Origin of the sequence: Pararhizobium sp. IMCC21322 (assembly GCF_030758295.1) — a bacterium.
Classification (GTDB): Bacteria; Pseudomonadota; Alphaproteobacteria; order Rhizobiales.
The window spans coordinates 1810873-1831420 of the sequence record NZ_CP132335.1; the positions used below are offsets into that span (position 1 = coordinate 1810873).

The following is a 20548-nucleotide window of genomic DNA, read 5'->3' on the forward strand; positions in this document are numbered from 1 at the left end:
CTAACCTTAGGGAGGAACTTTGGATGAAACTTAAAAACACACTATTAGCAGCTTCCGTACTCGCATCTGTTGCGGCGTTCGCCACCACAGCATCAGCAGGCAGCCACACATCAACAATCACAATCGCGACCGTGAATAACGGCGACATGATTACGATGCAGGGTCTGATGGGAGATTTTAACGCAAAGCACCCTGACATCACCGTCGAGTGGGTTACTCTGGAAGAAAACGTTCTTCGTCAGAACCTAACAACCGACATCTCTACTGGCGGCGGCGCTTACGACATTCTGACTATTGGCACCTACGAAGTTCCAATTTGGAGCAACAATGGCTGGCTCGTCTCGTTGAATGATCTGCCAGCGAGTTACAATGTTGACGACCTGATTCCTGCGATTCGTGGCGGTTTGTCAGTTGACGGCAACCTTTTTGCTGCACCGTTCTATGGCGAATCTTCTTTCACCATGTACCGCAAAGACTTGATGGAAAAAGCCGGTCTGGAAATGCCAGCAGAGCCAACATGGGACTTCATTCGTGAGGCGGCCATGAAAATGACCGACCGTGACAACGAAATCAACGGCATCTGCGCACGCGGCAAGGCCGGTTGGGGCGAGAACATGGCGCTTCTGACTGCCATGTCCAATTCTTTCGGCGCACGTTGGTTCGATGAAGAGTGGAATGCACAGTTCGACGGCGAAGCATGGGCCAACACCGTCAACTTCTACCTTGGCATGATGGAAGAATCCGGCCCAGCCGGTGCAGCCAACAACGGTTTTAACGAAAACCTCACGCTGTTCCAACAGGGCAAATGTGGTATCTGGATCGACGCAACTTCCGCTGGTCAGTTTGTTGTGAACGCTGACTCTACTGTTGCTGATCAGGTTGGCTTCACGCTGGCACCGGACACTGGTTTGGGAAAACGTGGCAACTGGCTTTGGGCTTGGTCTTTGGCGATCCCAACATCGTCCCAGAAGCAAGAAGCTGCCAAGACCTTCATCAACTGGGCAACTGGACCTGCATATTCAGCACTTGTAGCTGAAAGCAAAGGTTGGGTCGCTGTTCCTCCTGGCACACGTACATCGCTGTATGAGAACAGCAACTACCTTGATGCTGCGCCTTTCGCTGCTGCCACAATCGAGTCTATGGGCACAGCCGATCCGACCAACCCAACGGTTGATCCGGTTCCATACACAGGTATTCAGTTCGTAGCTATTCCTGAGTTCGCTGGAATCGCAACGCAGGTCGGTCAGGAAATCTCCAACGCTTTGGCTGGTAACCAGACTGGCGCTGAAGCATTGGCTAAAAGCCAGGAACTGACCGTTGAAGAAATGGAAGCGGCAGGCTACTAAGCCCACAACTTCTTCAGGCGGCGCTATCCGCGCCGCCTGTTTCTTACTTTTCCCCGAACTTGACTGCCAGCACTTTCGCGAGTTTTATTAGAATTCTAGCAAGGTTTCGGCCTCGTTTGGACTAATCTCAAGTCAGGAGCTTTTTCATGGCGACAGCACAATCGAAATCTGCAGCACGTTTTATGGTTGCACCAGCGGTCTTTGTCTTGCTGGTATGGATGTTGATCCCGCTTTGTATGACTCTTTACTTCTCGTTTGCGGACTACCGCCCTTTGCGCGGCGTGTTCGATGCGTGGATCGGTTTTGACAATTACGTCAGGTTCTTTAACTCCTCTTCATTTTTGAAAGCAGTTGGAACAACGCTGTGGATGGTCGGGGGCATTTTGCTGATCACCATAACCGGCGGCATCTTGATGGCCTTGCTTCTAGATCAGCCGATATTTGGGCAAGGGATTGTCCGCATCCTAGTCATCGCGCCATTCTTCGTCATGCCAACCGTGTCTGCGTTAGTTTGGAAGAACATGTTCTTCAACGTCGATAACGGGCTTTTTTCTTACGGATTTAAGTTCTTTGGGTTGCAACCTTATGACTTCCTCAGTCAATCGCCTCTTTTCTCGATTGTGATAATCGTAGCCTGGCAGTGGTTACCATTTGCGACGCTGATCTTACTGACAGCCATTCAATCGTTGGATAGCGAACAGTTGGAAGCCGCTGAGATGGACGGTGCACCTGCGCTGTCACGCTTTTGGTATATGATTTTGCCGCACCTCAGTCGTGCAATAACGGTCGTCATCTTGATACAGACAATCTTCCTATTGTCGATTTTTGCAGAAATTTTCGTGACTACCAACGGCGCATTCGGTACCCGCACATTGACCTATTTGGTCTACCAGCGCGTGCTGGAAAGTCAGAACATTGGTTTGGGCTCTGCCGGCGGTATCGTTGCAGTTATCCTTGCTAACATCATTGCGATTTTCCTAATGCGGATCGTCGGCAAGAACCTCGATAAGTGAGGGGAGGAAAATAGTATGGCCCGCGCGGTTACAAACCAGAAAAAGCTCATGTGGACAGCCCTAGCTTGGGCCTTTGGTCTCACGATGTTCTTTCCGATCATGTGGGCGTTCTTAACGTCATTCAAAACGGAAGCGACGGCTATTGCAGATCCGCCTGTTTGGTTCTTCTTTGACTGGACGCTCGAAAACTATGTCGATGTTCAGGCTCGTTCAAACTACCCCAAGGCACTGATGAATTCGATCATCATTGCCGTTGGCTCCACGTTATTGGGTATTTTGATTGCGGTTCCGGCCGCTTGGGCGATGGCATTCGTGCCGGGCAAGCGTACCAAAGACCTATTGCTTTGGATGCTGTCGACGAAAATGCTACCTGCTGTGGGTGTTCTTTACCCACTCGTGTTGCTTGCGAAGTACTTTGGCGTCATGGACAGCCGCGTCTTGTTGGTCGTGGTGCTGATGCTGATCAACCTGCCGATTATAGTCTGGATGCTCTACACATATTTTCGCGAAATTCCCGTAGATATCCTTGAAGCTGCGCGAATGGACGGCGCCAGCCTGAAATCAGAAATCTTGTATGTCCTGACTCCAATGGCGTTGCCTGGCATCGCTTCCACGATCCTCCTGAACATAATTTTGGCTTGGAACGAGGCATTCTGGACCATTATTTTGACCACCGTAAATGCGGCACCGCTGACGGCGTTTATCGCCAGTTTCTCCGCGCCAGAGGGTCTTTTCTACGCCAAACTTTCGGCTGCCTCGATGATGGCCATCGCTCCAATTCTGATCATGGGCTGGTTCAGCCAGAAACAACTCGTACGTGGCCTGACATTTGGCGCGGTTAAATAAGGTGATATCATGGGAAATATAAAGCTAACACAGGTCACCAAAAGCTTTGGCCCGACCCAAGTCATTCCACCTCTGGATTTGGAAATTAACGATGGCGAATTCGTAGTCTTCGTTGGTCCATCCGGTTGTGGTAAGTCGACACTACTTCGTTTGATTGCAGGCCTTGAAGATGTGACCAGCGGTAATATTGCCATCAACGGCAATGACGCGACCCGAATCCCACCAGCCAAACGTGAACTGGCAATGGTGTTTCAGTCATATGCGCTTTATCCGCACATGTCTGTGCGCAAAAATATCGCGTTCCCGCTGAAAATGGCAGGCCTTGATCCAGCAGAAATCGCAAGCAAAGTTGATGGGGCAGCAAAAGTTCTGAACCTTTCCGACTATATAGATCGTCGTCCTGGTCAATTGTCTGGTGGTCAGCGTCAGCGTGTGGCAATTGGCCGTGCGATTGTTCGTGAGCCAAAAGCCTTTTTGTTCGATGAGCCACTGTCCAATCTGGATGCGTCTTTGCGCGTGAACATGCGTCTGGAAATTACGGAACTGCATCAGAGCCTGAAAACCACAATGATCTATGTGACCCACGATCAGGTAGAAGCCATGACCATGGCCGACAAGATTGTGGTGCTTCAGGCTGGCAATATCGAACAAGTCGGTTCGCCTATGGAGCTTTATCATAATCCGGCAAATGTGTTTGTGGCCGGCTTCATCGGATCGCCAAAAATGAACATTATCTCGGGCCCTGAAGCCGAGAAAATGGGCGCGCATACTGTTGGATTCCGACCTGAGCATACCTTGATCTCGAAGGAGCAGGGCACTTGGAAAGGTAAAGTCGGAGTTTCCGAGCACCTTGGATCCGATACCTTCCTGCGTGTGCATGTCGATGGCATGGAAATGTTGACTGTTCGTGCCGAGGGCGATGTTGATTTGCATCATGGTGATGATGTTTATCTGACACCTGATATGGATCGCCTTCACCGCTTCGACAAAGACGGTTTAGCAGTCCGTTGATACGGCCCGGGAGCGGACGGTTTTTGTAACATGCGCAGCGCAGACATCAGCGGTGAATTTGCTGAATGCCGCGTGCAGGAAAAAAGCAAATATTGCGATTGTCGGTGTCGCCTTCAGAAGTATAAACAAAGTGCGGCATAGATTGGGTCTGCTGTGCAAGCCGGGCATCTGAAAGTGACGGCCATCGCTGGTACAGCGCGGATACTCCGTTCGCGAATATGAGAATTTGTCCCTTGGGGAGCAACGAAGACAAGTCGGCGAAAGCGTTCCATATGGGCGCATGGGAACCGCAGAGGACGTGGCAGGAATGGCAGTTTTTCTGGCATCACCTGGCAGTAATCATGCGGTTGCACAGACCCGCAACGCCGATGGTGGAAACTGGATGAGTTGATGAATTCGACAAAATTGAACGAGACTGCTCTGCAAAGCCTGCCAGACAATGTCGCTGTGCCCAATTATGATCGCAGTGCTCTGAAAGCGGGCATCCTTCATATTGGTGTGGGGAATTTCCATCGCGCGCATCAGGCCGTCTATCTGCATGAGCTGTTTTCGCTGGGCGAAGATCACGATTGGGCGTTGGTTGGTGCAGGCATAAAGCCCTACGATACAGCCATGCGCGAGCGATTGCAGCAGCAGGATTGGCTGACAACGGTGGTTGAACTGGATCCGGACGGCTTCACCGCCAAGGTGTCCGGTTCGATGATTGATTTTGTCGAGGTCGATCCTCAGGCTGTCATTGAAAGACTGGCATCTCCAGAGATTCGCATTGTCTCGCTGACAATCACCGAAGGCGGCTATTTTATGGATGACCGCACGGGTGGCTTTGACCACAAGCACCCGGACATTGTTCATGATGTGAAAAACCCTGACGCGCCGGAAACGGTCTTTGGTGTGATCATTGCAGCCATTCAAAAACGCCGCGCAGATGGCGTTGCGCCCTTCACAATTATGTCTTGTGACAATTTGCCGGAAAATGGCATCATTACACGCCAGGCCGTTCTTGGCCTTGCAATGGACATGTCACCGGATCTTGAAAAATGGATTGAGGATAATGTCTCCTTTCCCAACAGCATGGTTGATTGCATAACGCCGGCAACTTCGGATCGTGAGCGCGCCATGGTCGAAGAGCGCTTCGGCATTGTTGATGCAGTTCCTGTCGCCTGCGAACCATTTCGCCAATGGGTTATGGAAGACAAGTTTCCAGGTGGTCGACCTGCGCTGGAAAAAGTCGGCGTGGAATTTGTGTCCGAAGTTGCGCCCTATGAGTTGATGAAACTGCGCATCCTTAATGGCGGTCACGCCGCGATTGCCTATCCTGCAGCGTTGCTGGGCTATCATTTCGTCCATGAGGCAATGGCAGACCCGTTTGTTGACGGGTATCTGGCGAAGCTGGAAACATCGGAAATCATTCCCACTGTGCCATCTGTGCCGGGTGTGGATTTCCAGAAATATCTGAAAAAAGTCCGCGAACGTTTTTCAAATGCAGCTGTTGCAGATACCATTCCAAGGCTTTGCCTCGATGGTTCGAACCGGCAGCCCAAATTCATAATTCCGACAATTATGGACAGGCTGGCGGGCGGAGACAGTATCGGTGGTCTGGCGCTGGAAGTTGCCCTTTGGTGCCGCTATTGTGCTGGTACAGATGATGCTGGCAATGCAATTGAACTGTTCGATGAGAAGGCCGCACGTCTTACTGAACATGCATTGCGTGCAAAAGACAATCCCGCAGCATTCCTGGAAATGACAGATATTTTCGGTCAATTGGGCGAAAACGCAGAATTTGCAGAAGCGTTTTCTGCAGCTTTGACGTCAGTTTGGTCCAAGGGCACAAAAGCAACCCTGCAGGCCTATCTGGCCTGACAGGGGAGTGGCTTCAGGGGAGTAGTAAAAGGCTCGCTTACTTCTAGCTCAAAATGTAGCGCAGCATTTCAACAACCTGCTCGGGACGTTCCGCAACCGCAAGGGCTGCTGCATCGACTTCCTTCAACGCATGTTGATGATCTGATCCATGCAGCACGATCAATGACTTGCCAAGTGCTGCTGCATAGCCCGCATCAAAAGCGGCGTTCCATTGCTTGTATTTCTCGCCAAAACGCACAACAACCACATCTGCATCCTCAATGCCCTTGCGGGTACGCATGGCATTGAGTTTTGCGCCTTTGTGGTCATGCCAGAACTTCTGGTCTTCCGGACCCATGATCGCGACGCCACAATCATCTGAAGCCGCATGATCTGTCACCGGAGATGAAAACGATACATCCAAATCGGCAGCACCTGTCATGATTTCCTGGCGCCAATCTGTATGAATTTCACCGGATAAATAGACTTTAAGCTTCATGAGATCACATTTCCTGACTGAGTTTTTCTGATCGATCACAGTAGATCGCCAAGGATGCAGTTCTTCCCGGCAATCGAAGTTTGGCTGGCACTACCATGTTTGTCCCCTTTTTACAAAATGCCAGAAAGCCCAAGAGAAAGCCCAAGAGAAAGCCCAAGAGAAAGCGCACGAAAAACAACTAGGCAGTACAACTGGCCAGCGTGTTCGAAACGCCATTGAAAACCGCTTGCAACAGACGAAAAATCCGGCTATCAAAATTGTAACTTTATAACATTAACCTTAGGATCATCTATGGCTTCCGCTCGGTCTTTCACTCATGCATGCCTGCTAAGTGGCATTATCAGCTTTGGTTTTGCTCAGTCAGATGGCTATGCACAGGAACAGATTGTGCAGGTTTTGACGTCTATCAAGCCTGTCCATTCCCTTGTCTCAGGGGTCATGTCAGGTGTTGGAGAAGCGGAATTGCTACTGAATGGGGCATCCTCTCCGCACACCTACAGTCTGAAGCCATCACAGGCACGCAGCCTCCAGAGTGCAGACGTCATTTTCTGGATTGGTGAAGAACTGGAGGTATTTCTGGAAAAGCCTTTGGAAACTCTGGGGCAAAAGGCACGCATCGTAACTCTTGAAGACGTGCCCGGCCTGACCAGATTACCTTTTCGCGAAGGCGGCGCATTTGATGCCCATGAAGAGGATGAAGAGCATGAGGAACAGGAAATGCATGAGGCCCAAAGCGAACAGCACGAACATCAAGACGACGAAGAAGAGGCCCATAACTCGGACGAACATGATCACGGAGAACTGGATCCACATATCTGGTTGGACCCGGTGAATGCAGGATTGCTTGTTTCGCACATTGCCAGCGTGCTGTCTGAAATCGATTCCGCCAACGCTGCAGAATATAACGCCAATGCCGCAGCAATGCAGGAGCAATTGACGCAGTTAACCGGTGACGTAGAGGCGCTTCTGGAACCGGTCGCTGATCGTCCTTTTGTGGTGTTCCACGATGGCTATCACTATTTTGAAGACCGCTTTGGGCTCCAGGCAGCAGGCTCTCTCACCATCAATCCAGAAACAATGCCCGGAGCTGCAAGGTTGGCTGAGATCAAACAGAAACTGAATGATCTGGAAGCGGCCTGTATTTTCTCAGAGCCGCAATTTCAGTCCCGCATCATCGATGTCGCCCGTGAAGGCACCAGCGCAAAGGCAGGGCTTTTGGACCCGTTAGGCATGGACCTTCAAAAGGGGCCTGAGCTATATGATCAACTCATCAGGAATATGGCAGCCAGTTTCCACGATTGTCTTTCAGTTGGGTCCTGAGTTTCAGGCCCCCACACGCTCCCGACCATGAGGTTCTGACCAGTCCAGCAAAGGTCCAACCGGCACAATGCCGGTTGAATTCACACGCTTCTGACTTTGATAGTAATGCATTTTCGCGTGATCCAGATTGATGGTGCCCGCAATGCCGGGCCATTGATAAAGATCTCGCGTGTAGGCCCATAAATTTGGATAGTCGACCAGACGCGCCAGATTACATTTGAAATGGCCGACATAAATCGGATCGAACCTTGAAAGGGTCGGAAACAGTCGCCAGTCCGCTTCGCTTGGCGCATTGCCGACCAGAAAGCGGGACTGAGCCAACCGCTCTTCAAGCATGTCGAGGGTCTGAAAAAGCGGAAAAACAGCTTCTTCATAGGCATCTTGATTGGCAGCAAAACCAGCTTTGTAGACCCCGTTATTGATGGTGTCATAGATGATGTCATTGAGCTGATCGATGTCATCGCGTTTATGGTCCGGGTAAAAGTCTCCCGGTTTTGCACCCACTGTATCAAACGCTGAATTGAGCATCCTGATGATCTCGGAAGATTCATTGGACACGATGGTTTCGCGCTTCTTGTCCCACAGAACAGGGATTGTGACGCGGCCGGAAAAGACGGGATCGGCTTTTAGATAAAGTTTGTACAGCAGATCACTGCCATACAGCTTGTCACCAACAATGCCGTCCTCATCCGGCTCGAAAGTCCAACCGTTTTCGCCGTTTATCCAATGGACCATGGATGCATCGACAATATCCTCCAGTCCCTTCAGAGCACGGTAGATCAAGGTTCGGTGAGCCCAGGGGCAGGAATGGGACACATACAGATGATAGCGGCCAGGCTCGGCCTTGAACCCATCGCTCCCGGAAGGTCCCGCAGCGCCATCTGCTGTAATCCAATTGCGGAATTGGGAATCGGTTCGGACAAATTTACCGCCTGATGACTTCGTATCGTGCCATTGATCCCGCCATTCGCCGTCTACGAGGAGGCCCATAAAATTCTCCGAATTCACAATGCTTGTTGAAGCTTGCAGACCTCGCACATTCAGAAAATGAATACAATCTGAACACAATGTTCAGTAATTCTATTAGAATTACAATGTAGAGTGGCTTCATTGAAATCGGCCATTGTCAGGCTTTGCTTGGGCGAAATGGCAAATCAGACTTTTGGGAGAAAACATCATGGCATTAGCATTCTTGAAAAAAGTATCCATTGGGCTGCGCGGTATCAGCGCTGCTTCTGTTCTGGTCGCGGGCTTTGCCGGTGGCGCAGTGCTGCAATTCAGCACCGAGGCGGAAGCCGCTACGCAAACAATCAATTGCCCGGTCGACAAGGCGCGGCGTGAAGTCACGACCGCTTTGCCTGATGGCTGGTGGAGCACACCGTTTGTCACATCACTTCGAACCACAAAGATTGTCGAAATTGGCGGACGCAAAGCCTTGCAGTGCGATTACGGTTCGTCAGGCAAGATTCAGCGCTACGCACCAGATCGCTCAACATGTGAAGCACGTCCAGGCGGTTTCAGGTGCGAAACCCGCGCTGCGGCTGGCCCACGGACATTTTCAACTGGCGAAATCAACATTCCGCAAACCTATCTGGCCGATCTGGATCGTGGCCGTGTGGGAAGCGCCGGTGCGGATATCTGGTTCCAGGCAGAAACGCGTGACCTGCTGTATCTGGCACCGCGAAATGGCGCACAGATTGGTGTTGGAAATCGATCAAACCGTGGCTATCGCGGTTGCTCCAGAGCCCGCTATACCACTGAGCGGGTGTCTTTGAGGGATGTGCCGGTTGGGTCCTATGTCTGCGTCAAAACCAATAAGGGACGTATCAGCCAGTTCCGGGTGAACCGCATTTCAGGTGGATCACCAAAAACGGTTACCATCGGTTACACAACATTTGAATAATCATATTATTGACTGCAGAGACTGATTGAGTAAAAACCGCCAGGTGACCATGTCATCTGGCGGACCATTTTTTGAGGCGCATTCATGACCGATGTTAAAATTGTCGTACCAGCAGCCAATTGGTGTGGTGAAGGACCGCTCTGGTCAGCCAAAGACCAGGCGCTTTACTGGACAGATATCAACCGCTTTTTGCTGCAGCGCTATGATCCAGCTTCGGGCAGCGTTCGCCATTGGGTTTTTGATGAACCGGTCTGCGCCACCGGGTTGACGGATACGCCAGGAGTTCTTGTGCTGGCGCTCGGGTCCAGGTTGATTTTGTGGAATGAAGCGACGGACGAGCGAACAGACTTTGCCACACCAGAGACAAATCTGCCTGCCAGCCGTCTGAATGATGGTCGCCCCAGTCCTTTTGGTGATTTCTGGGTTGGCTCCATGCAGAACAATGTTGATGAAAACGGCCAGGGTCAGCCTGTGTCCGACCCTCATCTTGGAACCCTGTATCGCGTCCGCAGTGATGGCGGTGTAACCGTCCAGGATCGTGAGCTTGGCATTTCAAATACGCTATGCTGGTCGCCAGACGGCACGATTTTCTATTTCGGCGACACGCTGCAGAACACAATTTTTGCCTGGGATTACGATGTAACATCCGGGGAAATTTCCAACAAACGCCCCTTCTTTGTGGGCTTTGAGCGCGGCAGGCCGGATGGCTCGGCCATAGATTCTGAAGGCTATCTCTGGAACGCCCGCTATGATGGGTCCTGTATTGTGCGGGTCGCACCTGATGGCTCGGTCGACCGCGTCATCGACATGCCGGTTAGAAATTTGACCAGCTGTACCTTTGGCGGACCTGATTTGAAAATACTTTATGTCACAAGCGCAGCTCAGCCGGGCGAATTGCGCGCTGGCAGCGTGTTTTCAATCGACGTGGACGTTGCGGGGCAGCCGGAAAACGTGTTTTCCCTGAAAGGCTGACTTCAGCTAAAGCCGATCTCGCAATGCATACCACCCCATGCCAAGAGCAAGCGTTGCTGAGCGCAGCACACGCCCGCCGGGAAAGGGTGGTGTTGGCAAATCGGCATAAAGGTCCAGACGTTCCGATTGGCCCAGCGCTGCTTCAGCCAGTATCTGACCGGCCAATGGTGCAAGGGTCACGCCTTGGCCCGAAAACCCTGCCGCGGCAAAAACATTTTCTTTCAACATCTGCACAAATGGAACGCGGTGAACGGTAACGGCCAGAGTACCGCCCCAGGCGTAATCAATCTCCACATCTTTGAGTTGGGGGTAGATCATCGACAAGGGTTTTCGCACGAAGCCCTCAATGTCACTGGGGAAGTTGGGCGAGTAATTTTCGCCACCGCCAAACAACAGGCGTTTATCGGCGCTCATGCGCCAGTAATTCACAACAAAGCGGCTGTCTGAGGCGCATTCATCGCCGGGCAACGGAATTTCGGCTTCGGTCAATGGCCGCGTGGCCGCAATAAAGTTGTTGATCGGCATCACGCGGGCATCCACTTTTGGCACCAGACCGCCAACATATCCATTGCCGCAAATCAATATTTTGCCAGCGCGCACGGTGCCATCAGGTGTTCTCAGGGCCGGACGATCCCAATCCGTGACTTCCTGTACCGGTGTGTTTTCATAAATATCGGCGCCTTCCAGGAGCGCCGCTTCAGCCAGACCCAAAGCAAACTTCAGTGGATGCAGGTGACCGGCTGTCGGGTCGTAAATAGCACCATGATAAGCGTTCGTGCCGAGCCTGTGAGCGGTCTCTGCCTGATCAAGCCAGCTGACCGGATGGTCATAATGCGTGTTTAAAAGCGCAACCTGATCCCGGAATTCGGCGACAAATCGCTTTTTATGGACGGCGTGGATCAGACCGGGTTTCAGATCACAAGAGATTTTGTAGTGCTCAATCAGGCTGTGAACCAAGTGCTTGGCATCTTCGCCCATCTTGAAAAAACGTTGGGAGATAGCGCGATTATAGCGCTCTTCAAACCACTCAGGCTCTTGCCGCTGCCCTGAATGTATCTGCCCGCCATTGCGCCCGGAGGCCCCCCAGCCCACACGATTGGCTTCCAGAACGGCTACCTTCTTGCCAGCCTTTGCCAGGTGAAGCGCTGCACTGAGCCCGGTATAGCCACCCCCGATAATCGCAACATCAAGCGTGAGATCGCCTTTCAGAGACGGCCTCGTTTCAAGCAGGGGAGCGGTTGCCGTGTAATAGCTGTTCTGCGGATAGGGAGCACCGCCAGCATTGTTCATGCAGACAGATGTCCGGATTTGCGCAGCGAATGCGCTGTATCATCCAGCGTTTTTTCAACGAGTGCTATTAGCATATCAGCTTCGTCTTTGGTGATGGTCAGAGGCGGTGAAATAATCATGGAGTCCCGGACCGCGCGCATGATAAGGCCATTCTTGAAGGAATGATCGCGGCAGATCCCGCCAATTGTACCTTCATTTTCAAAGCGCTTGCGCGAGGGTTTTTCCGGCACAAGTTCCAGCGCGCCGACCAGCCCGACCATCCGGGCTTCGCCAACAAGCGGATGCTCACCAAGCGCCGCCCATTTGGCCTGCATATAGGGCCCGATATCATCGCGCACCCGTTCAACAATTCGTTCTGATTGAAGGATTTCAAGGTTTTTCAGTGCAGCGGCGCAAGCCGCCGGATGACCGGAATAGGTGAACCCGTGATAAAACTCTCCACCACCTGATGTGATGACATCGCCGACACTGTCATTGACCAGCACCCCGCCAATGGGCAGATAGCCTGACGACAGACCCTTTGCGATAGGCATCAGGTCTGGCTCAATGCCAAATGTTTCGCTGCCCCACCAGTTCCCTGTTCGGCCAAATCCACAAATAACTTCATCAGCAACCAGCAGAATATTATGGGCTTTGCAGATGCGGTTTATCTCTGGCCAGTACGTTTCCGGTGGGATAATGACACCACCAGCCCCCTGCATTGGCTCGGCGATGAAAGCGGCAATTTTATCAGCACCCACCAACTCGATTTCGATCTCCAGTGCCTTGGCACAGACAAGGCCAAACGCGTCGGGGCTGAGATCTTCGCCCTCATCGAACCAGTAGGGCTGGCGAATATGCCGAATACCCTCCGCCATACCACCCTGAGCATGCATGCCGCTCATGCCGCCAAGGCTGGCTCCGGCCAGTGTTGATCCGTGATAGCCATTCTTGCGCCCAATGATGATGTGTTTTTGCGGCTGGCCCATTGTGGTCCAGTAATGGCGCACCATGCGCAGCACGGTGTCATTGGCCTCAGACCCGGAGCCTGTGAAGAACACGCGGTTGAAACCATCCGGTGCAAGCTCGGCCAGCTTTTGCGCCAGCGCCACAACTGGCGGATGCGTGGTTTTGAAGAACGTATTGTAATAGGACAGTTGCAGCATCTGCTCATGTACAGCATCTGCAATTTCACGCCGACCATGGCCAATATTCACGCACCACAGGCCAGCCATCCCATCCATGATGCGGTTCCCGTCTGAGTCCCATAAAAACACGCCTTCGCCGCGCACGATGACCCGGCTTTTCTCCCGGTTAAGAGATTCATGATCGCTGAACGGGTGCAAATGATGCGCAGCGTCAGCTTCCTGCAGGTCTGTGGTCGGGAATTGATTTGAAATCCGGTTCATAAAGCTCACACATTCAACAGAAGAAATTCGCGTTCCCACGGGCTGATGACAGCCATGAAGGTCTCATACTCTTCCAGCTTGATGGCACAGAAGGTTGCAACAAAGCGTGCGCCCAAAATCTCGATGAGTTCAGGGCATTTTTCAAACCGGTCAACCGCTTCCAGCAACCCGCGCGGCACACCATAGGGCAGGCCTTCACCAGAGCCGGACAGGGGCGGTGGCGGGTCCATTTTCTTTTGAATGCCAATCAATCCGCAGGCAAGACTTGCGGCAATCGAAAGATACGGATTGGCATCAGAACACGGTATGCGGTTTTCCACCCGGCGGGATTGCGCTTCTGCCATCGGCACCCGCAGCCCGACAGTCCGGTTGTCGTAGTCCCAATTCACATTTACCGCGACTTCCGTATCGCGCGCCAGGCGGCGATAGGAATTCACATAGGGCGCAAGAATGCACATCACATTTGGCAGGAACGCATTCTGGCCGGCAATAAAGTTGTAAAACAGTTCGGTGGGCTCGCCATCCGTGCCGGAAAACGCATTTTGGCCCGACTCCAACCCAATTATGGACTGGTGAATATGCATGGAGGAGGCTGGCTCACCGGCAATTGGTTTGGCCATAAAAGTGGCATACATATTATGACGTAATGCGGCTTCACGAATTGTGCGCTTGAACAAAAACACCTGATCGGCCAGTCCCAGAGGATCGCCATGCCGCAGATTGATTTCCATCTGCCCGGCACCTTCTTCATGCACCAGAGTGTCAATCTCCAGGCCTTGAGCCTCGGAATAATCGTAGATGTCATCGAACAAATCATCGAATTCATTGACGGCAGAGATGGAATAAAGCTGCCGACCACTTTCTGACCTTCCAGACCGCCCAACCGGTGGCTCCAGAGGATCATCGGGGTCTGTATTCGGCTTCACCAGATAGAATTCAAGTTCAGGCGCAATAATGGGGCGCAGGCCTAAATCTGCATAAAGAGCCAAAACTTTCTTCAGCACATTTCTGGGGGAAATATCGACGGGGTCGCCATTTTTGTAGAACGCATCATGGATGATTTGCCCGGTTGGATCATTCGCCCACGGGACGACTGTCAGCGTCGACAAATCCGGTTTCAGCACCAGGTCGCTATCAACAGGGTCGTGCTGAAACGTCTCATTGTCCAAGGCGTAGTCGCCAGTGATTGTCTGGGTCAGAACCGAGCTTGGTATGTTCATGTCAGGCGTGTTGAAAAACTTCTCGGCAGGCATCAGCTTGCCTCTGGCAACGCCGGCCTGATCGCTGGTCATGCACTCAAGGTCTTCAATTTTACGTTCGGCCAGCCATTGTCTGGCGGCCTTCATATCAGGTACGCCCCGCAGCATATCCAATGTGCCGGTAGTGTCGGAGTCCGTCATAAATACCTGTGGGGTGCAGTGTGAGATTGCCAAACCGTATCACGGAGCGTAGTCACACATGAAGTGAATTATCCATAGAAGCCGCGCGCCAGACCCATATGTCAAATCCTTCCAAATCTGAACCAGAAATCTTTTTGGCCAACAATCCTGATATCGCGATCATCGAGTTTCTGATCTCTGATCTCAATGGTGTCCTGCGCGGTAAATGGGCGCCTGTTACGGCGCTGCAAAAGGCGTTTGATACGGGCATCAACTTTCCGCTTTCCGTCTTTGGCCTCGATGTCTGGGGACGGGAAGTTGAGGAAACAGGCCTTCACATCGACACCGGAGATCCCGATGGCTTGTGTTTTGCAGTTCCCGGAACATTGTGCAGAAATGCAGTCGCGCCCCAAAACACTGCCCAGGTCATCATGACAATGCGCGATGAGAATGGGCATCCTTTTGGCGGAGACCCACGACAGATCCTGTCGCAACAGGTCGCGGCATTGGCTGCCGAAGGATTGAGGGCCTGTGCCGCATTTGAGCTGGAATTCTTCCTGTTTGATCCTGAAAAGGTTGGGCCCGATGGCGCTCCGCACCCGGTTGAGCACGGCGTGGGTCCGGATCGTCAGAATATGTATTCTCTCAACTCGTTGGATCAGTATGCGCCAGTGTTCAACGCCATCAACACCATGGCTGCACTTCAGGGTGTTTCAGTAGACACGATTGTCTCTGAAGCCGCGCCCGGACAGTTTGAGGTGAATCTCAAACATTTGAGCGATGTCATGCGGGCCACAGATGAAGCGGTTCTGTTGAAGCGGATTGTTGCCGATTGCGCCAAGGCGCATGGCTTGAAATCCAGTTTTATGGCCAAACCCTTTGCTGATCAGGCTGGCAACGGAATGCACATCCATGTCAGCCTTCTGGATGAAGCTGGCAATAATGTCTTCGCTGGTGGGGCGGGGGAAGCACGTCTGCACCACGCCATCGCGGGCACTTTGGAAACCATGTCCGATTGCACGCTGGTTTTCATCAACACCGTTAATGGTTTTCGCCGCCTGCAACCAGGGTCTTATGCTCCGACAAGAGCTGTATGGGGGCGCAACAACCGCTCCGTCGCTGTTCGGGTGCCCGCGTCACCGCCCGCCGCAATGCGACTTGAACACCGCATCTCAGGGGCCGATGCAAACCCCTATCTTGTCATGACAGCTGTTTTGGCCGCCATGCGCCAGGGAATGAAGCATGGTGTGGAGCCAGCTGATCCGGTCGAGGAAAATGCTTACAACAGCACTGATGACCAATTGCCGGATAATCCGAAATCCGCATTGCAATTGTTTCGGGACAGCAGCTTTGCAAAAGAGGCCTTCACCCCGCTTGGTCACAAGATAATTTGTGCCTTAAAACAGGCGGAAATTGATGCCTTTGCAGCGGAAATCACGCCTCTTGAGCATAGTACTTACGGATAAAATCTGGCATCAGCATCACCATGGTTTTCGAAAAAAATCTTGAGGTAGACCGCATTCCCTCCTATCGTTTTGAATTAAATGTCAGATATCGCTTTGCTTTTAGCGATACTGGCTTCGCATCTGCTTGGGGAATTGTATGCACCGATCTAAATCAGCTTTGAAAATCAGCATATTCGGCCTGAGCCTTGCGCTTTCAACGAGTGCCGCATTTGCTCAGGAACGCAAGGTCAATATCTTCAACTGGTCCGACTACATTGATGAAAGCATCCTGACTGATTTCACGGCTGAAACCGGAATTGAAGTCACCTACGACGTTTTTGATTCAAATGAAGTGCTCGAAACCAAATTATTGGCGGGCGGCAGCGGCTATGATGTTGTCGTGCCAACGGGAACATTTCTGGAACGGCAAATTCAGGCTGGCGTGTTTCAGGAACTGGATCGCGCGAAGCTTCCTAATCTGACAAATATGTGGACTGACATTGAAAACCGTGTGGCCCAATATGATCCGGGCAACGCCTATTCCATCAACTATATGTGGGGCACCACCGGCATTGGCTACAATGTTGAAAAGATTGCCGAGCGTATGCCAGATGCACCACTCGATAGCTGGCGGATGATCTTTGATCCTGAAATCCTCTCAAAATTTCTGGATTGTGGGGTTCACATTCTGGATGCCCCAACCGAACTTGTGCCTGCCGCCCTGAATTATCTGGGGCTGGAACCGGATTCCAAGGATTCAGACCTGCTTGCGCAGGCGGAAGAGCTGTTACAGGGCATCCGTCCCTATGTTCAGAAATTCCACTCCTCGGAGTATATTAACGGCCTTGCCAATGGTGATATTTGTATTGCTGTGGGCTGGTCGGGTGATGTGCTGCAAGCGCGGGACAGAGCTGCAGAAGCCGACAATGGCGTTTCTGTTAAATACGTAATCCCGAAAGAGGGCGCCCAGATGTGGTTTGATCAGATGGCCATTCCGGCTGATGCAAAGAATGTTGAAGAAGCTCATGAGTTTCTCAACTATATGATGCGCCCGGAGGTCATCGCAAAGGCGTCAAACTATGCCTATTATGCCAATGGAAACCATGCATCAAAGCCTTTGCTGCTGGAGGACGTTTTTACCGACCCTGCGATTTATCCAAGCGCTGAGACTATGGCAAAACTGTTTACCGTGACGGCCGCGGCTCCCCGTCAGCAGCGGCTGCTGACACGGACCTGGACCAGGGTAAAGACCGGCCAGTAAAAAGACCTGCTATGCTGCAACGAAATACCCGGTTCCGGACAGCCGGGTATTTGACTCAAACGGATATGTGAAAGCGGCGAACACGATGGCGAAAACTCTGGGGCCTGTCCGATGTGATTTTGCGCCGTGGAATGATCCTGATGCTGTGCCCTATATCTCCTTCCAGAATGTAACAAAGCGCTTTGGTGATTTCACCGCAGTGGACGATCTGTCGCTTGATATCTATGAGCGCGAATTTTTTGCGCTGCTCGGCCCTTCCGGATGTGGGAAAACCACGATGATGCGGATGCTGGCCGGATTTGACGCACCCTCCAGCGGCAACATATCGCTGGATGGGGCGGACCTGACCGGGATTCCGCCCTATAAGCGCCCGGTTAACATGATGTTTCAGTCCTATGCGCTGTTTCCCCATATGAGCGTAGAGAAGAACATTGCGTTCGGTCTGAAGCAGGAGCGTATCGCCAGTTCAGATGTGAAGGTTCGCGTTGAGGAAATGCTGAGCCTCGTCAAACTCGAGGAATTTGCCAAACGCAAACCACATCAATTGTCAGGTGGGCAACGCCAGCGCGTTGCTTTGGCCAGGTCTCTGGCAAAACGCCCGAAAGTGTTGCTGTTGGATGAGCCAATGGGTGCGCTGGATAAGAAACTGCGTGAAGAAACCCAATTTGAATTGATGGATCTGCAGGAACGCCTTGGCATGACGTTTATGATTGTGACCCATGATCAGGAAGAAGCCATGACTGTGGCGGATCGCATTGCCGTCATGGATAAGGGGCGCATCATTCAGATCGCCACGCCCACCGAAATCTATGAACAACCATCCTCGCGTTATGTTGCTGACTTTATTGGCGACATCAACTTGATTGAGGGGCGGTTGACCGAGTTCTCGGAGGCCGGATTTACAGAAAATCTTGCAACCATGCGGTGCCCGGGCATCGGACCAAATACCGAAACGGGTCTTGAAATCCAGGTGCGGTGCGAGACCACGGGTGATCTGGCCGTGGGTGATCATGGTTGGTTTGCGATGCGTCCGGAAAAAATTCGCTTGTCCCATGATGTGCCAGAGGGAATTGATCCAGCCAATCCGGTCAACGCTGTCGAAGGAATCATCTACGACATCGCCTATCTGGGAGATGTGTCCGTATTTCATGTGAAGATCAATGACGACTTCATCATTCGGGCGACGCAGACCAATACCACAAGGTCGGTGGAACGGCCCTTGTCCTGGGAAGACCAAGTGTGGCTTTATTGGGGAGCGGATGCAGGCATCCTGCTGGCTTCATGAACAGTTTGAAGCGTTTTTTCAACGATAGGATCAGTAGCCGTTTTGTGCTCATCGGTGTGCCTTATTTCTGGCTGGTGATCCTGTTTCTAATCCCGTTCCTGATCGTCCTGAAAGTCTCTTTTTCAGAGCCGACAGTCTCTATACCGCCCTACAGCCCGAGGCTGGACATCAGCGGTGGTCTGTCTGCTCTTTGGCAGCAGGTCCAGCAGTTCAGCTTTGAGAACTATGTTTTCCTCATAGAAGAACCGCTGTTCTACCGTTCCTATCTGTCCAGTTTCACAATTGCTGCCATTGCAACTTTCATCACATTGTTGATCGGGTATCCTATGGCTTACGCCATGGCGCGTGCGCCGCGGTCCTGGCGCGCTATTTTGTTGATGTTGGTCATTTTGCCGTTCTGGACGTCTTTCCTGATCCGCGTTTACGCGTGGATCGGAATTCTGAAGAAAGAGGGTCTGCTCAATCAGGCATTGCTGGCCATTGGCGTTATTTCCGAGCCGTTGACGATCCTCAATACCAACGCTGCTGTCTATATCGGGATCGTGTATTCCTATCTGCCATTTCTGGTGTTGCCGCTTTATGCCTCGCTTGAGCGCATGGATGACAGCCTGCTGGAGGCCGCAGCCGATTTGGGCTGCACACCTTTGAAAGCATTCTGGACAATTACACTTCCAATATCGATTCCAGGTGTCATTGCCGGATGCTTTCTCGTCTTCATTCCCGCTATTGGGGAATTTGTCATTCCAGATCTTCTGGGCGGTTCCGAAACTCTGATGATCGGGCGCACCTTATGGGTCGAGTTTTTCAACAATCGCGATTGGCCGGTCGCAAGTGCAGTCGCGGTGATCCTGCTTCTTATTCTCGTGGTTCCAATTGCCCTGTTTCAAAATGCACAGGCGCGCGCTGAGGAGAAAGCCTCGTGAAGCGCTCCAGTTGGTTCAACATCACGTCTCTGGTCCTGGGGTTTTCATTTCTCTATCTGCCAATCCTGCTGCTTGTCATTTTCTCATTCAATGAATCGCGTCTGGTCACTGTCTGGGGAGGGTTTTCAACCAAATGGTATCGTGAGATGTGGCAGAATCAGGGATTGATTGACGCCGCCTGGGTCACACTGCGCGTTGGCCTGCTATCTGCAACTATTGCCACAGTGCTTGGCACAATGGCGGCATTGGCCTTGTCCCGGCATAAGCGTTTTGCAGGCCGGACCCTGTTTTCAGGAATGATTTATGCGCCGCTTGTGATGCCCGAAGTCATTACCGGCCTGTCACTGCTGCTGCTGTTTGTTGCCATAGATTTTGCGCGAGGTTTTTGGGCTGTCACACTGGCCCACATTACCTTTTCCATGTGTTTCGTCGCGGTTGTGGTGCAATCAAGACTGGTGACATTTGATCGCTCACTGGAGGAGGCAGCAAGTGACCTTGGCTGCCCGCCAGCTAAAACCTTTTTTGTCATTACACTGCCGGTTATAGCGCCTGCAATAATCGCCGGGTGGATGCTGGCCTTCACATTGTCTCTGGATGATCTGGTGATCGCAAGCTTTACATCCGGCCCGGGTGCCACAACGCTGCCGATGAAAATCTACAGTCAGGTTCGGCTTGGGGTGACACCGGAGATAAATGCCGTCTGCACAATCCTATTGGGGCTGGTAACCTCAGGGGTTCTGATTGCATCCTACCTGACGCGCAAAGAACAGCAGCGCACCCAGTTTAAATCGGCCACAGCGCAATAGAAGGCGTCTGATTGATAAAGTA

18 protein-coding genes and 1 pseudogene are annotated in these 20548 nt (G+C 52.0%); 14 read left to right on the forward strand and 5 right to left on the reverse strand.

Features of this window, described 5'->3' with window-relative positions; genetic code table 11:
* Positions 1–23: 23 nt before the first annotated feature.
* The 6 genes and pseudogenes from RAL91_RS08765 (at position 24) to RAL91_RS08790 (ending at position 6076) form a co-directional block, all read left to right on the forward strand.
* Positions 24–1346: a sugar ABC transporter substrate-binding protein gene (locus RAL91_RS08765; RefSeq protein ID WP_306262860.1), complete on the forward strand. Its 1323-nt coding sequence runs from the start codon at positions 24–26 to the stop codon at positions 1344–1346.
* Positions 1347–1492: 146 nt separating this feature from the next.
* Complete coding sequence (locus RAL91_RS08770) at positions 1493–2359, forward strand: carbohydrate ABC transporter permease (RefSeq protein ID WP_306261477.1); 867 nt, start codon at positions 1493–1495, stop codon at positions 2357–2359.
* Between the two features lie 15 nt (positions 2360–2374).
* Complete coding sequence (locus tag RAL91_RS08775) at positions 2375–3205, forward strand: carbohydrate ABC transporter permease (RefSeq protein WP_306261479.1); 831 nt, start codon at positions 2375–2377, stop codon at positions 3203–3205.
* A gap of 9 nt (positions 3206–3214) precedes the next feature.
* Positions 3215–4216, forward strand: a complete 1002-nt coding sequence (locus tag RAL91_RS08780) for an ABC transporter ATP-binding protein (RefSeq protein ID WP_306261481.1) — start codon at positions 3215–3217, stop codon at positions 4214–4216.
* Between the two features lie 176 nt (positions 4217–4392).
* A pseudogene (locus tag RAL91_RS25060) lies at positions 4393–4607 on the forward strand (SDR family oxidoreductase); the annotation flags it as partial.
* Entirely contained in the window at positions 4607–6076 is a 1470-nt protein-coding gene (locus RAL91_RS08790) for a mannitol dehydrogenase family protein (protein WP_306261484.1), read from the forward strand. The pseudogene RAL91_RS25060 and the gene RAL91_RS08790, both read left to right, overlap by 1 nt.
* Before the next feature lie 43 nt (positions 6077–6119).
* Here the strand turns inward: RAL91_RS08790 and RAL91_RS08795 are convergent, their stop codons facing one another.
* A complete protein-coding gene (locus RAL91_RS08795) occupies positions 6120–6554 on the reverse strand; it encodes a YtoQ family protein (protein WP_306261486.1) in 435 nt (144 codons plus the stop codon).
* A 291-nt stretch (positions 6555–6845) separates the two neighbouring features.
* On the opposite strand from RAL91_RS08795, the gene RAL91_RS08800 reads away from it, so the two are divergent.
* Positions 6846–7874, forward strand: coding sequence for a zinc ABC transporter substrate-binding protein (locus RAL91_RS08800; protein WP_306261488.1), 1029 nt, complete (start codon positions 6846–6848; stop codon positions 7872–7874).
* A 3-nt stretch (positions 7875–7877) separates the two neighbouring features.
* Here the strand turns inward: RAL91_RS08800 and RAL91_RS08805 are convergent, their stop codons facing one another.
* Positions 7878–8864 carry a glutathione S-transferase family protein gene (locus RAL91_RS08805; protein ID WP_306261490.1) on the reverse strand — a complete coding sequence of 329 codons (987 nt, stop codon included), beginning with the start codon at positions 8862–8864 and terminating at the stop codon, positions 7878–7880.
* A gap of 187 nt (positions 8865–9051) precedes the next feature.
* Between RAL91_RS08805 and RAL91_RS08810 the strand changes: the two genes are divergently transcribed.
* The gene (locus tag RAL91_RS08810; RefSeq protein ID WP_306261492.1) at positions 9052–9777 is read left to right on the forward strand and encodes a hypothetical protein; all 726 of its coding nucleotides are present in this window, start codon (positions 9052–9054) and stop codon (positions 9775–9777) included.
* Between the two features lie 84 nt (positions 9778–9861).
* Entirely contained in the window at positions 9862–10749 is an 888-nt protein-coding gene (locus RAL91_RS08815) for an SMP-30/gluconolactonase/LRE family protein (RefSeq protein ID WP_306261494.1), read from the forward strand.
* Positions 10750–10755: 6 nt separating this feature from the next.
* Here RAL91_RS08815 and RAL91_RS08820 read toward each other — a convergent pair whose 3' ends face one another.
* From RAL91_RS08820 to RAL91_RS08830, 3 genes are read right to left on the reverse strand one after another with little or no spacing between them, the layout of a single operon-like run.
* Positions 10756–12039, reverse strand: coding sequence for an FAD-binding oxidoreductase (locus RAL91_RS08820; protein WP_306261496.1), 1284 nt, complete (start codon positions 12037–12039; stop codon positions 10756–10758).
* The gene (locus RAL91_RS08825; protein ID WP_306261498.1) at positions 12036–13427 is read right to left on the reverse strand and encodes an aspartate aminotransferase family protein; all 1392 of its coding nucleotides are present in this window, start codon (positions 13425–13427) and stop codon (positions 12036–12038) included. The genes RAL91_RS08820 and RAL91_RS08825 overlap by 4 nt, the downstream gene beginning before the upstream one ends.
* A gap of 5 nt (positions 13428–13432) precedes the next feature.
* The gene (locus tag RAL91_RS08830; protein ID WP_306261500.1) at positions 13433–14827 is read right to left on the reverse strand and encodes a glutamine synthetase family protein; all 1395 of its coding nucleotides are present in this window, start codon (positions 14825–14827) and stop codon (positions 13433–13435) included.
* Between the two features lie 134 nt (positions 14828–14961).
* On the opposite strand from RAL91_RS08830, the gene RAL91_RS08835 reads away from it, so the two are divergent.
* From RAL91_RS08835 to RAL91_RS08855, 5 genes are all read left to right on the forward strand, one after another.
* A complete protein-coding gene (locus RAL91_RS08835) occupies positions 14962–16272 on the forward strand; it encodes a glutamine synthetase family protein (protein WP_306261502.1) in 1311 nt (436 codons plus the stop codon).
* Positions 16273–16408: 136 nt separating this feature from the next.
* The gene (locus RAL91_RS08840; protein WP_306261504.1) at positions 16409–17512 is read left to right on the forward strand and encodes a polyamine ABC transporter substrate-binding protein; all 1104 of its coding nucleotides are present in this window, start codon (positions 16409–16411) and stop codon (positions 17510–17512) included.
* A gap of 85 nt (positions 17513–17597) precedes the next feature.
* Positions 17598–18797: an ABC transporter ATP-binding protein gene (locus RAL91_RS08845; RefSeq protein WP_306261506.1), complete on the forward strand. Its 1200-nt coding sequence runs from the start codon at positions 17598–17600 to the stop codon at positions 18795–18797.
* Positions 18794–19720 carry an ABC transporter permease subunit gene (locus tag RAL91_RS08850; protein ID WP_306261508.1) on the forward strand — a complete coding sequence of 309 codons (927 nt, stop codon included), beginning with the start codon at positions 18794–18796 and terminating at the stop codon, positions 19718–19720. Before RAL91_RS08845 ends, RAL91_RS08850 begins: the two co-directional genes overlap by 4 nt.
* The gene (locus RAL91_RS08855) at positions 19717–20526 is read left to right on the forward strand and encodes an ABC transporter permease (protein ID WP_306261510.1); all 810 of its coding nucleotides are present in this window, start codon (positions 19717–19719) and stop codon (positions 20524–20526) included. Before RAL91_RS08850 ends, RAL91_RS08855 begins: the two co-directional genes overlap by 4 nt.
* Positions 20527–20548 lie beyond the last annotated feature (22 nt).

Bases quoted from the DNA above. Each gene is read 5' to 3' on its own strand.
- RAL91_RS08765 (WP_306262860.1), top strand. From the start codon at position 24: ATGAAACTTAAAAACACACTATTAGCAGCTTCCGTACTCGCATCTGTT.
- RAL91_RS08770 (WP_306261477.1), top strand. From the start codon at position 1,493: ATGGCGACAGCACAATCGAAATCTGCAGCACGTTTTATGGTTGCACCA.
- RAL91_RS08775 (WP_306261479.1), top strand. From the start codon at position 2,375: ATGGCCCGCGCGGTTACAAACCAGAAAAAGCTCATGTGGACAGCCCTA.
- RAL91_RS08780 (WP_306261481.1), top strand. From the start codon at position 3,215: ATGGGAAATATAAAGCTAACACAGGTCACCAAAAGCTTTGGCCCGACC.
- RAL91_RS08790 (WP_306261484.1), top strand. From the start codon at position 4,607: ATGAATTCGACAAAATTGAACGAGACTGCTCTGCAAAGCCTGCCAGAC.
- RAL91_RS08795 (WP_306261486.1), bottom strand. From the start codon at position 6,554: ATGAAGCTTAAAGTCTATTTATCCGGTGAAATTCATACAGATTGGCGC.
- RAL91_RS08800 (WP_306261488.1), top strand. From the start codon at position 6,846: ATGGCTTCCGCTCGGTCTTTCACTCATGCATGCCTGCTAAGTGGCATT.
- RAL91_RS08805 (WP_306261490.1), bottom strand. From the start codon at position 8,864: ATGGGCCTCCTCGTAGACGGCGAATGGCGGGATCAATGGCACGATACG.
- RAL91_RS08810 (WP_306261492.1), top strand. From the start codon at position 9,052: ATGGCATTAGCATTCTTGAAAAAAGTATCCATTGGGCTGCGCGGTATC.
- RAL91_RS08815 (WP_306261494.1), top strand. From the start codon at position 9,862: ATGACCGATGTTAAAATTGTCGTACCAGCAGCCAATTGGTGTGGTGAA.
- RAL91_RS08820 (WP_306261496.1), bottom strand. From the start codon at position 12,039: ATGAACAATGCTGGCGGTGCTCCCTATCCGCAGAACAGCTATTACACG.
- RAL91_RS08825 (WP_306261498.1), bottom strand. From the start codon at position 13,427: ATGAACCGGATTTCAAATCAATTCCCGACCACAGACCTGCAGGAAGCT.
- RAL91_RS08830 (WP_306261500.1), bottom strand. From the start codon at position 14,827: ATGACGGACTCCGACACTACCGGCACATTGGATATGCTGCGGGGCGTA.
- RAL91_RS08840 (WP_306261504.1), top strand. From the start codon at position 16,409: ATGCACCGATCTAAATCAGCTTTGAAAATCAGCATATTCGGCCTGAGC.
- RAL91_RS08845 (WP_306261506.1), top strand. From the start codon at position 17,598: ATGGCGAAAACTCTGGGGCCTGTCCGATGTGATTTTGCGCCGTGGAAT.
- RAL91_RS08850 (WP_306261508.1), top strand. From the start codon at position 18,794: ATGAACAGTTTGAAGCGTTTTTTCAACGATAGGATCAGTAGCCGTTTT.